At 64.7% G+C, this 12,070-nt stretch carries 10 protein-coding genes; 3 read left to right on the top strand and 7 right to left on the bottom strand.

From position 1 onward, the window contains the following. Nucleotides 1-98: 98 nt before the first annotated feature. The 5 genes from ppk1 (JF616_19840) to JF616_19820 form a co-directional block, all read right to left on the bottom strand. Complete coding sequence (ppk1, locus tag JF616_19840; protein MBW8890014.1) at nucleotides 99-2,381, bottom strand: polyphosphate kinase 1; 2,283 nt, start codon at nucleotides 2,379-2,381, stop codon at nucleotides 99-101. Continuing rightward, nucleotides 2,381-3,352: a hypothetical protein gene (locus JF616_19835; protein ID MBW8890013.1), complete on the bottom strand. Its 972-nt coding sequence runs from the start codon at nucleotides 3,350-3,352 to the stop codon at nucleotides 2,381-2,383. The genes ppk1 (JF616_19840) and JF616_19835 overlap by 1 nt, the downstream gene beginning before the upstream one ends. 51 nt (nucleotides 3,353-3,403) lie before the next feature. Beyond that, nucleotides 3,404-3,910 carry a histidine phosphatase family protein gene (locus JF616_19830; GenBank protein ID MBW8890012.1) on the bottom strand — a complete coding sequence of 169 codons (507 nt, stop codon included), beginning with the start codon at nucleotides 3,908-3,910 and terminating at the stop codon, nucleotides 3,404-3,406. Continuing rightward, nucleotides 3,910-6,147, bottom strand: coding sequence for a polyphosphate kinase 1 (ppk1, locus tag JF616_19825; GenBank protein MBW8890011.1), 2,238 nt, complete (start codon nucleotides 6,145-6,147; stop codon nucleotides 3,910-3,912). Before ppk1 (JF616_19825) ends, JF616_19830 begins: the two co-directional genes overlap by 1 nt. A gap of 102 nt (nucleotides 6,148-6,249) precedes the next feature. Further along, the gene (locus tag JF616_19820; protein MBW8890010.1) at nucleotides 6,250-6,696 is read right to left on the bottom strand and encodes a hypothetical protein; all 447 of its coding nucleotides are present in this window, start codon (nucleotides 6,694-6,696) and stop codon (nucleotides 6,250-6,252) included. 257 nt (nucleotides 6,697-6,953) lie between these two features. Between JF616_19820 and JF616_19815 the strand changes: the two genes are divergently transcribed. From JF616_19815 to JF616_19805, 3 genes are all read left to right on the top strand, one after another. Further along, entirely contained in the window at nucleotides 6,954-7,811 is an 858-nt protein-coding gene (locus tag JF616_19815; GenBank protein MBW8890009.1) for a GNAT family N-acetyltransferase, read from the top strand. A 116-nt stretch (nucleotides 7,812-7,927) separates the two neighbouring features. Beyond that, a complete protein-coding gene (locus JF616_19810; protein ID MBW8890008.1) occupies nucleotides 7,928-8,653 on the top strand; it encodes a 1-acyl-sn-glycerol-3-phosphate acyltransferase in 726 nt (241 codons plus the stop codon). Further along, nucleotides 8,650-10,980 carry a penicillin acylase family protein gene (locus JF616_19805; GenBank protein MBW8890007.1) on the top strand — a complete coding sequence of 777 codons (2,331 nt, stop codon included), beginning with the start codon at nucleotides 8,650-8,652 and terminating at the stop codon, nucleotides 10,978-10,980. The genes JF616_19810 and JF616_19805 overlap by 4 nt, the downstream gene beginning before the upstream one ends. Before the next feature lie 142 nt (nucleotides 10,981-11,122). Here the strand turns inward: JF616_19805 and JF616_19800 are convergent, their stop codons facing one another. Then, on the bottom strand, nucleotides 11,123-11,473 hold the full coding sequence (locus JF616_19800; protein ID MBW8890006.1) for a hypothetical protein: 351 nt from the start codon (nucleotides 11,471-11,473) through the stop codon (nucleotides 11,123-11,125). Nucleotides 11,474-11,593: 120 nt separating this feature from the next. Next, on the bottom strand, nucleotides 11,594-11,773 hold the full coding sequence (locus tag JF616_19795; GenBank protein ID MBW8890005.1) for a hypothetical protein: 180 nt from the start codon (nucleotides 11,771-11,773) through the stop codon (nucleotides 11,594-11,596). Nucleotides 11,774-12,070: the final 297 nt, after the last annotated feature.

Raw genomic sequence — 12,070 nt, 5'->3', positions numbered from 1 at the left:
ACCCCACTGGATCATCCCATTTCCATCCCACGGCATACCAACGCCGTTCGGGAAGGAATGTTCCGGGAAACGCGGGGGAATGGGGGCGCGCGGGCGCGTCAACGGGAGGGTTCGAGGCTATCGGCCTCGGAAGCGCGATCGGCGGGGGGAACGCGATCGGGGAAAATGCGGGGGACGGCGGGAAAGGGGGCGTCGGGGCTCTCGGCCCGGCGGACCAGCCATTCCTGCGTATTGAACAACCCTTCGCCCGCCTGGGGAGCCGGGGCGGCGCGCGTATAGGCCCCGTCGGCGCGCATCCAACGGGACTTGGCGGTATCGGCCCAATACAAGGTGAGGATGTCTTCGATCTGGCGTACCAAGGCGGCATCCTTGATGGGGATGGCCACTTCCACGCGTTCGCGCAGGTTGCGTTCCATCCAATCGCCGCTGCCGATGAAGACCGCCGGCGCGTTCCCCGCTTCGTTCCGGAAGTGGAAGATGCGGCTATGCTCCAGGAAGCGGCCCACCACGCTTTTCACCTGGATGTTCTCGGAGAATCCCTTCGCCCCCGGCCGCAAGGCGCAGGTCCCGCGCACTATCAAGCGGATGGCCACGCCGGCCCGGGAGGCTTCATATAGGGCCTCGATCACTTCCTTGTCCAACAGGGAATTCATCTTGGCGGTGATGGCGGCGGGCTTGCCGGCGCGGGCGGCATCGGCTTCGATGCGGATGCGGCGCAAGGTCTCGGAGAGGAAATTGACCGGGCCCACCTGGAGGCCCTGGAATTCGGGCCGCGAATGCGAGGTCAGGAAATTGAAGACCTCGGATACGCCTCCGGTAATCTCGGGATCGCTGGTCAGCATGCTCAGATCGGTGTAGCTGCGCGCGGTCTCGGGATTGTAATTGCCCGTGCCCACGTGGGCGTAGCTGACGAAACCGGTATCCTCCTTGCGGATAGCGAGCGAGAGCTTGCAATGGGTTTTCAGGCCCACCAGCCCGTACACGACGGTTCCGCCTTTTTCCTCCAGCTGCCGCGCCCATTGGATGTTCGACTTCTCGTCGAAGCGGGCCTTCAACTCCACCACCGCGATCACTTCCTTGCCCTGCTCCGCGGCCTCCTGCAAGGCGTACATGACGGGCGAATCCTGGTTGGTGCGGTACAGGGTCTGTTTGATCACCGCCACGCGGGGATCGCCGGCCGCCGCCTGGATGAAGCCGACCACGGGATCGTACGAGTCGAATGGATGATGCAACAGGATGTCGCGTTGGCGCATCTCGTGGAAGATATCCTCGGGTTCGGCGAAATGGGTGGCGTGGCTGGGATGCAAAGGAGGGTACTTGAGATGGGCGAGCGGGATCATGTTGTAGAGGCTGGCCAGGCGGTTGAGGTTCACCGGGCCGTCCACCTTGAAGATCTGCCCCGCTTCCACGTCGAAGATGCGCACCAGGGTATCGATCATGCGCTTGGAGGCGTTCTTGTCGATCTCCAGGCGTACGACGTCCCCGCGGCGACGGTTCAGGACCACCGCCTCGACCGCGTCGATGAGGCTGCCCGCCTCCTCGTCCTCGGCGTAGAGGTTGCTGTTGCGCGTGCAACGGAAGGGCGTGCTGGCGCGGATGACGTAGCCCCTGAAGAGTTCCTGCAGGTAATGCTGCACCACGTCGTGGATGAAAAGGAAGCTCCAGCCTTTTTCCTTGACGGGCACGTTGATGAGCCGCGGCAGGCTGCGGGGAATGGTGACTACGCCGAGGACCTCGCGTCGCTTATCTTCCTTGAGCAGGGCCAACAGGCACAGCGCCTTGTTGAGCACCCAGGGGAAAGGATGGGCGGGATCGACCTTGATAGGGGTGAGCAGTGGATAGATTTCCTTGCGGAAATACGCGTGCACCTGCTTTTCCTCTTCCTTGCCCAGCGAGGCCATGGTTTTCACGTGAACGTTGTGCTCGCTCAGGCGGGGCAGCAGCTCCTCGTTCCAGCATTTGAATTGCGACTTCACCGATTTATGGCAGGCCCTGAGGATGGCCTCCAGCTTGGCCGCGGTGTCGAGGCCGGCGATGCCGTCGACGGGTACGCCCGATTCCACCATTTGCAAAAGGCGGGCGACGCGCACCTCGAAAAACTCGTCCAGGTTGTTGGCGGCGATGGCCAGGAAGCGGATGCGTTCCAAGAGGGGATTGGCCGGGTCCTGGGCTTCTTCCAGCACGCGTTGGTTGAACTCGAGCCAGGACAGCTCGCGATCGATGAAGGCGTTTTTGCCCTGGTAATCGGGAACGGCGGGAGCGGCGGCAGAGGCGGGAACAGGTCTGGTTCCATTGGCCGCGGTCTCGTTCCTGGCCGTCCCGTTCTGGACGGGACCCGCATTCGGCGGCGGGGCCGCTGTCCCAGGCGCTTGGGAGTCCATCAGCGTTTCTCCGCCGGCTCGTGGGCGGCGGCTTCGAAGGGAAGGTTGAGATGCCCGTGACGGCTCCACCAATAAGCCGCGCCTTCGCGAAGCCCGGCTTCGCTCACGGACAGCCGCGGGATGCCGAACCAGCGCATGCTGGCGGCCAGCACCACTACGGCCGGCATGATGATGCGCGCCCGGTCCAGGGAAATGTCGAACAGGCTTTGCAGGCCTTGGGCCGATTTGCCCATGGCCAGTTCGGCCACGTCCTCCAGGCTGCCGATGGTGATTTCGGGCATGAGCTTGAGGAAAGGGCCGCCGCGTACGTTTTGGACCATGCGCTGGATGGCGCGCAGGTTGCCCGAGCTGCCGAAGGCGCGTTGCGAAGGCGGCGGGGCGATCAGGGAGTAACGCGTCTTGAATTCCTGCTTGCAGTGCTCGTAGATGAGTTCGTAGCTCTCGCGCGAAAAGGTCTTCCCCTTCAGGAAGCGCTGGGCCAGGCGGATGGCGCCCAGATCGAAACTGTGGCCCGCCAGGTACTCGAAGCCGCGGCTCCAGCTGATTTCGGCGCTGCCCCCGCCGATATCGATGGTCTTGATGATCTCGTTATTGCCCGCATCGGCGGTGCTGGCGATCCCCATATGGATGAGGAAGGATTCTTCGTCGCCGCTGAGGATGCGGAGCGCGGTGCCGGTCTTGGCCTCGACGCGGCGCGCGAAGGCTTCCTTGTTGCGCGCCGAGCGTACCGCCGACGTCGCCAGAATGAAAGTGAAGTGCACCTTGACCCCGCCCACCGCGTCCGGCAGATCGGAAATGAAGCGCGCCACCTTGTCCTGGGCGGACTCCGTGATGTTCCCGGTCGCGAATACCTCTTCCCCCAGGGAGAAGGGGAGCTTGTCCTTGGCCAGCAGCTTATGGTCCTGTTTCTCGACCGCGTAGACGGAGGATTTGACCGAGTTGCTGCCTATGTCGACGATGCGGATCAGCATGATCCCATTCTACCTATTCGCGCGCGCGTTTCCCCGCATCCTTTCATCGCATCATCCCAAGGTCGCGAGTTGGTCCTGGGTCAGCAGCCAATGCAGACGGCCGCGCCCTTTGGCTTTTCCACTCGGCGGGATCTCCACCCAAGCCGCCCCGCCCTTCTCGAACCCTAAGCCCGCATCCGCTCGGCCGCAGATCAGGAGCGATAGGAATTCCCCCAGCCAGGGCTCGTGGCCCACCAAGGCGGCCATCTTCGGCAGCCGTTGCCGCGCTAGGAGCGAGAGGGCCTTCTCCGGCGAGTGTCCGTGATGCAGGGCGTCCCAATCCTTGAGCCTGCGTCCGCCCAATCCCAAGACCTTGGCCAGGATGACGGCGGTCTCGCGCGTACGCAGGGACGGGCTGGTCAGGATCAGGGAGGGGAAGGGTCCGGCGCGCTTCAACCCTTTTGCGGCGGCCTTGAAAGCCTTACGGCCCTTCGGAGTCAAAGGGCGCAGATCATCATCCGGCCAAACTTCGGGATCGGCTTTGCCCGCCAAGCCATGGCGCACCAGTAGCAGGTCCATCAGGACCCAATATAGGCTTTGGCGGACCTCTCCGGCAGGCCTTGCGCGCCGGGCAGGGCGATCATTCCCGGGACCGGCGGCTGGTTTTCCGGCCGCGCTTCCTCGTGCTTTTCCGCCCGTTCTTCCGCCCGGTTTTCCGAGGGCAGGCTTTCGGGATGCATCATGAGCCAGGCCTGCGCCTCGAAACGATCTTTGCCCTCGCGCGCACCGGCATCTCGGGAGGCCACCCGTGCGAAGCCTCCGCCCGGATGCATCACCAGGGCTTTGGCGGTGTCCTCCCAATACACGCGCAGGATCTCGTCCAGGCGCGCTTTGATCTCCGGATCGGCGATGGGTACGATCACTTCCACCCGCTCGCGCAAATTCCGCGTCATCCAATCGCCGCTGCCGATGAAATGGACGGAGTCGCCCCCGTTGGCGAAGCGGAAGATGCGGCTATGCTCCAGGAACCGACCCAGGATGCTGCGCACTTCCACGTTCTCGCTCATGCCCTTCACCCCGGGCCGCAGGGCGCAAATGCCGCGCACCAACAGGCGGATGCGCACGCCGGCCTGCGAGGCGGAATAGAGGGCTTCGATGACTTCGCGATCGATGAGGGCATTCATCTTGGCGTCGATGGCCGCGGGCCGGCCTTCGCGGGCGTTCTTCTCTTCCTCCCGGATGAGCCGCAACGTCTCTTCCAGGAAATTGATCGGCCCTACCAGGGCGCGCGCGAACGTTGGCGTACGGGAATGCGAGGTAAGGTAATTGAACACCGAAGCGATGTCGGAGACGAGGGTGGGTTCGGCGGTGAATAGGCTGAGGTCGGTATAGAGCCGCGCGGTGCCGGGATGGTAATTGCCCGTGCCCACGTGGGCGTATTCGCGGATGCGGCCCTCCGAGCCCGCGCCGGATTCGCGGCGCAGTATCAGCGCCAGCTTGCAATGGGTCTTGAGGCCCACCAGCCCGTACACGACGGTGCCGCCCTTGTCCTGGAGTTGCCGGGCCCATTGGATGTTGGACTTTTCGTCGAAGCGGGCTTGCAGTTCCACCACGGCGGTCACTTCCTTGCCTTGCTCCGCGGCCTCCAGGAGGGCGTACATGACGGGCGATTCGGCGCTGGTACGGTAGAGGGTCTGCTTGATGCAAAGCACGTCGGGATCGCGGGCGGCGGCGCGGATGAACTCGACCACGGGATCGTAGGATTCGAAGGGATGATGGAGCATCACGTCGCGCCCGCGCAGGCGCGCGAAGATGTCCTGCGGCTCGCGGCCCAGGAATACGGGCTTAGGCACATGCGGAGGGAACTTCAATTCGCCCATGGGCGCCATCTGGTACAGGCCCATCAGGCGGTTGAGGTTGACGGGGCCGGGCGCGCTGAACACCAGTTCCGGCTCCAGGTCGAAGGTTTCCATCAAGCCGCGGCGAATGCGCGCGGGCGTTTCCTCTTCGATCTCCAGGCGGACCACGTTGCCCTTGCGGCGATTGTGCACCACCGTCTCCACCGTTTCCAGCAGATTGCTGGCGTCCTCGTTGAGGTAGAGGTTGCTGTTGCGCGTCACCCGGAAACTGGCGCAACCGCGGATGCGGTAACCGCGGAACAATTCCCCCAGGAAAAGCTTGATGACGTCGTAGATGAATACGTAGCGGTGGCCCTTGCCTTGGGCCGGCAAAGGCAGCACGCGCGGCAAGGCCCTGGGGATGGCGACAACGCCCAGGCCGCCGCGGGCGACTGGGCCCTCTTCCTCCAGCCAGACGCCCAGGCACAGGGCCTTGTTGAGCACCCAGGGGAAGGGATGCGCGGGATCGACCTTGATGGGCGTGAGGAGGGGGTAAATCTCCCGTTGGAAGCGGAGCCGCAGCTCGGAGATATCGGCGGGGCCCAATTCCGCTTGGCCCAAGATGTGCAGTCCCTTGGCGCGCAGCTCCGGGATCAGTTCATCGTTCCAGCACCGGTATTGCTGGGCCACCATGGCATGCACCACCCGCAAAAGGCCCATCAGCTTCTCGCGGCAGTCGAGCGCGGCGATTCCGTCGACGGGCACGCCCGATTCCACCTTCTGCAATAATCCCGCTACGCGCACCTCGAAGAATTCATCGAGGTTATTGGCTACGATGGAAAGGAACTTGAGCCGCTCCAGCAGGGGGTTTTCAGCGGCGCGCGCCTCCGCGAGCACGCGGCGGTTGAAAGCGAGCCATGAGAAATCGCGATCGATGTAACGGGCATCGCCGGGCAACAGGGTGGGATGTTGGGACATGGAAAAAGCTCCCGAAGTGCGGGGAAAGATAAAAGGGGGATGTTTCGGCCAGGTTTCAGGGGGCCCGTGGGCCTCCCCCGGGTATCGATTTTGGGACGAGCTTTACGGGCCGTCGCCGTTAGGACCGACGGGACGGGCCACCAGCCGCTCCGGTTCCGGATTCCGGGAGGAGGCCAGCAGGCAGTCGCGGGCCTTGCAGTCGTAGCAAGCGACCAGGCCCCCGTCCTCGTCCCAGAACTTGGCCTGGCCGTCGCGCTCGCCGTCGGAAAAGCGTTCCACCGACCGCAGTCGCCCGTTCGGATTCCAATGGAGGGAGTAACCTTGGAGATACCCATCGACGTAGGCTTCCACCGATTCCCGCTGGCCGTTCGGATACCAAGTGGTCCGCAGGCCCTGGGGCAGGGTATCGCCGTGGCGGATCACGAAACCTTCGCGGGACTTGGGCGTTCCATCGGGATAGGCATGTTCACGGATCCGGACGCGTTCGCAGCCCGCCAGAATCAGGAGCGCCAGGGCGGAAAACGGGATGAGACCACTTCTGAACCTCATGGGGAACCTCCGAGCCATTCGAATCAGGATACGTATCCCGCAATGCGTTCCCTTTGCCGATGCGTTTCAGCGCGCTTGCGGAATGTTCCAGTAAGGATTTCGCCCATCGTATCCGTTCTTGCGCCTGCTCCGTCGAGGGGATTGAACAAGACGGCAATCGGGGTGAAACAAGATCCGAACCCGGCCCAGGTACCCTTTCCCACGACGCCGGCGGAATCGATCCGGACCGGCGCCCGCAGCACCGAAAGGGGATTGGCATGGAAACCATCTTGACGCAAAAGCCCATCGACTTGCCCGCTTCCGCGCCCGCGGAGCCCGAGGCGTTGCCGATAGCGCTCCGGAACTATCCCTGCAACGCGGGCGGCATTCCGCCTTTGCTGCAGGAGTCCGGCGATTACCTGCTCCGCTTCGCGAAGGATCAACGCGATCTGAACGCCGTCTGCCGACTGCGCTTCGAGGTCTACAACCTGGAGCTTAACGAGGGCCTGGACGCGTCTTACCGCACCCATCGCGACGTGGACGAATTCGACGCGCAATGCCATCACCTGATGGTGGAGCGCCGTTCCACCGGCCAAGCGGTCGGAACCTATCGCATCCAGACCGGATCGATGGCTTCCTTGCGCGGGGGTTTTTATTCCGCCCAGGAATTCGATCTCTCCGCCTTCCCGGAGGAATTCACCAACCGCTGCGTCGAAGTCGGACGCGCCTGCATCCACCGCGAACACCGTAACGGACGCGTTCTGCAATTGCTCTGGAAAGGCCTGGCGCGCTATATGGACTGGAACGGCAAGCGCTACCTGTTCGGCTGCTGCTCGCTCACCAGCCAGGATCCGGCCGAAGGCATCGCCCTGTTCCGCCATCTCGCCGCCCTCGATCTGATGCATCCTTCCCTGCGGGCCCTGCCATTGCCCGAATACCTGTGCGAGACCGGGCCCATCGCCGTCCTCGACGCCGTACGTCCCGAGATCCCGCGCTTGTTCCAGGGTTACTTAAACCTGGGCGGATTGGTATGCGGCGAGCCCGCGCTGGACCGGCGCTTCAAGACCATCGATTTCCTGGTCATGGTGGATACCCAGGAAATGCCCGCGGGCGTGTACCGGAAAATGCTGGTTTGAAAATCCCGCGCCCGCGCCGCCGGAGCCTTCCCGAAACGGGGGCCCGGCTGGCCGCATTCGTATCGTGGTCGGCGATAATCATAGTCGCTTGGGTGATCCGCCGGATTCCCGTTCCCATGTCCGCCCGGCCCGCGGTGGCGGCCCAATTCACGCAGGCGTGGAGCCGGGGCGTGTTGCGGATCCTGGGCGTGGAGTTGCGCGTGCATGGCCGCCCTCCCCGGCCTCCCTGCTATCTCGTCGCCAATCATTTGGGCTATCTCGACATCGCCGTGCTGGCATCGCAGGTCCCCGTCACCTTCGTCTCCAAGAAGGAGGTGGCGGGCTGGCCGGGCCTAGGGCTCTTGGCCAACCTGGCGGGCACCTTGTACGTGGACCGCGGCTCGCAACGGGATGCCGAGCGCGTGTCCCGCTCGGTGGCGGGCCATTTCGCCGCCGGCGGCGGCCTGGTCGTATTCCCCGAGGGCACCAGCTCGCCGGGTTTCGAGGTCGGCCCGTTCCGCTCTCCGCTGCTCGCGTATCCCGCGGCCGCTGGCCTGCCGGTCTACGCCGCCGCCCTCCGCTACCGCGCTCCCGAGGGGCATCCTCCCGCCGCCTTGAGCATGGCCTGGTGGGGCGAAGCCGAATTCCTGCCTCATTTCCTGGCGCTCTTCCGCATGCCGGGCATGCGCGCCGATCTCTCTTTCGCGCCCGAAACGGTCACCCATCCCGATCGGAAAGCCTTGGCGGCGGCTTTGCGCGCCGCGGTGGCCGAACGCCTGGACGCCCTGGAGGGGTCCGGCGCCCTCGCGGACCGGGCCGCCGCGGCTTTGCGGGCGGTGGGCGCGGCGGAGGCATTGGCTTGAGGCGATGGCTGGCCGGCGCGGCCAGATTGTTTCCCGCCTTGATCGTCATCGGCGTGCCGCACTTGCTGCGCTTGCTCGACCTGCCGCGGCGCCTGCGCGGCCCGCGCGTTTCCTTGCGCGCGCGCCTGGACGATTTCATCGCCGCGACCGCGGGGCTGCCCCTGGAAAAGCCTGTGCGCGTGCGCTTCGACGATCATCAGATCCCGTTCGTGGAGGCGGAAACCGATCGGGACGCGGCCGTGGCCTTAGGGGCGCTGCACGCGCATTTGCGCCTGGGACAGATGGAGATCACGCGCCGCCTGTCCCAGGGCCGCCTGGCCGAACTGTTGGGCCCTTCGGCCGTCGCTTTCGATCATTCCCTGCGCAGCCTCGGGTTAGGGAAGGCCTTGGAGGGCATGCGCGCCTCGCTGCCGCCCGGAACGCGCGCCTGGATCGAGGCCTACGTGGCCGGGGTCAATACCTATCAGCGCGGCATGCGCCGCCGTCCCTTGGAGTTCACCCTGCTGCGCATTCCCGTACGCGATTGGAGCATGGACGACGTGCTGCTGGTTTCCCGCCTCGCCGGCGCCGACGTGAACTGGGTGCTTTGGATGGATATCCTTGGGCTGCGGGACGCGCATGCCTGGCGCGCGGTCTGGGGCAGCATCCTAGAACTGGGCTATGCCTCGCCGGCCAGTTTCACGCCGGAAGGCTGGGACGCCTACCTGCCGCGGCTATTGGGCAGCATGATCCGGAGCGGCAGCAATTCCTTCGCGGCGCGCGCGCGCGACGGCAAGGCTTGGTTGGCCAGCGATCCGCACCTAAGCGTGATGTTCCCGAACATGTGGCTTTTGGCGGGGTATAAATCGCCCTCTTACCATGTGGTCGGGCTGATGCTGCCGGGCTTGCCTTTCGTGGGCCTGGGCCGCAATCCGCGCGTGGCCTGGGGCGCGACCAATATGTACGCCGCCAGCAGCGATCTCGTGGACGCAGGCGGACTGCCCGCGTCCGCCTTCAACGAGCGGCGCGAGATCATACGCGTGCGCGGCTGGTTTCCCGTGGAGGCCCGCCTTCGCGAGACCGCTTACGGCCCGGTCATCAGCGACGCACCGTATCTTGCGCGTTACCGGGGGCCGCCCATATGCCTGCGCTGGATGGGCCATTCGCCCAGCGACGAGATCTCCGCCTTCCTGGCCGCCAGCCGATCCCGCGGCTGGGAGGAGTTCCGCGCCGCCTTCGCCACCTACGCGGTGTCTGGCATGAACGTGGTATATGCAGACGCCGACGGGCACGTGGGGCAATTGATGGCGGTGCGCCTGCCGCGGCGGCGCCAGGGAGCCCCCGCCGATCTCCTGGTTTCCCCCGCCGATTCCGATCGGGCCTGGCGATCCCTGGCCGATTCCGCCGGCTTGCCGGGCTTGTTCGATCCCGCCGATGGATGCGTGGTCTCGGCCAACAACCTGCCGGCCGATACCGGCTTCCCCATCGGTTATCTCTTCCCTCCCGGCGACCGCCATGAGCGCATCCGGGCCTTGCTGCTTGGGACCCGCGAATTGGGCCTGGAAAGGATCAAGGCCATACAGGCCGACGTGCATTCATCCTCATGCGATCGGCTGCGCCATCTGCTTTCACTGCGCATCGGGCAGACTTCCGCCTCCCGCGGTGGCGGGGCCGCTAGAGGGAAAAGCGGACTACCCATGATGCTCCGGTGCCTGGCGGAGTGGGACGGCGATTACAAATCCAACTCCCGGGGCGCGGCGGCCTTCCAACTCATCCTATACCATTTCGCCTTGCCGCATCTGGAGGTCGGGTACGGGAAGGCCTTGGCCAAATACCTGCTGGCCTCGGAGGCGGCCTATCGGGTTTTGGAAGAAGAGCTGGCGCGGGAGCCCGGCCCCAAGTTGCTCGAGGCCCTGGAGGCGGGCGTGGATAAGGCCTATTCCGCCTGGCGCAGGCGCCCCGCCTGGGGCCTCCTGCACCGGTTGCGGCCCGCGCACCCATTGCGCGCGTTACCTACCATCGGTCGCCTCTTCGTATTCGACGACGCCCCTGCCGATGGTTCGGCCCAGACGGTGCACAAGTCCGCGCATCCCGTTTCGGCAGGCCCGCACGCGGTCACCTACGGCGCGGTGGCCCGCCACATTTCCGATCTCTCCGACCCCGACGGGAATTGGTTCGCCTTGTTGGGGGGCCAGGATGGGTGGCTACTCTCGGAAAACAGCCTGGACCTCTGGGAGGATTGGAAGCGCCGGCGCTACGTGCGTCTGCCGCTCAGCGCCGAGGGGGTAACCTTGGCGTTTCCCCATGTGGTCGATCTGGGCGCGGCGCGCCAATGTAGCCCCCGATGACGCGCCAATGTAGCGCTCAGAAATCGCAAATGAAGCGCCTCGGTGGCTCGCCAATGCGAATCCTTGGCGCGCCAAAGTAGCTTCCCCGGGAGCGCCATTGGCGCGCCACGGTTTTTGGGGATGCCCGCGATCAACGGCTCAATCAGAAAATGACGGTTTTGGCTTCCCCATGGCAGCAGTCGACCGTCCGCAAGGTGAACCATGCCGAGGAATCGATGAGGGCGCCGTTCTCGTAAACCAGGATGCGCTGCCTGCCGGAAAGCTCATCGAAACAACGCGGACTGCCGGAAGACACGCTATCCAGCCCTCCGTTGCCGCGTTCCCGGCGGTAGGAGACGGATTCCATTCCATCGTATTTGCCTTTCGCGCAGACGTTGACCCGGTCTTCCAATGAGCAGGTGCACCCGCTTCCGCGCAATGGGTCGCATCCCATCAAGGCAAGCCAAAGCGGCAAGGTGCAGGCTATCCAACGGACCTGGATTCTATTGGGCATATTTTAGCGGCTCCTAGCAGTAGTTCGTTGGGTGGGTAGCGGAAACCCGATTGGCCCGAAAATAAATCTAGGCACAAACCGTATGCTAAGCATGAGGCGAGTGATTGGAGCGTCATCCGTTCAAGATATAGGCAGGGATCGCCGCAGGAAATCCAAAGCATTCCCGGCCAGAAACCCCTGGGCTTCCGCATCGCTCCATCCGCCTCGGACCAGTTCGGCGGCGATCTCCTCCAAATGCCCGGCCGAAAAGAACCAAGACGGCGCCTGGATGGGCGCGCCGCGGTCCGATCCCACCGCCACCAGCGTCCGTCCTTCGGGGGCCAGCTCCGCCAGGGCATGGGCTGTCGCGCAAAAGGCCCTCGTCCAGGCCTCCCGCGCGGGATGGCATCCAGGTTACGCGCGCTACGCTTCACTCCCGAAAAACCGGTATGCGAACAGAAGACAGGCCCCGGATAGGCTTCCAGGCATTCCCGCGCCGTACGCGAGTTCATATGCGCCAGATCCAAAATCATCCCCACCTTGGCCATTTCGGCCAACATGGCGCGACCCAATGGCGTCAGACCGCCCCGGCCCGACGGCAGGAACCCCTCCCGCGAG

The sequence above is a fragment of the Fibrobacterota bacterium genome (assembly GCA_019509785.1).
In the GTDB taxonomy this organism is placed as follows: domain Bacteria; phylum Fibrobacterota; class Fibrobacteria; order UBA11236; family UBA11236; genus Chersky-265.
Note: the sequence above shows the minus strand (reverse complement) of the source record. Positions and strands in the feature narration are given on the sequence as shown.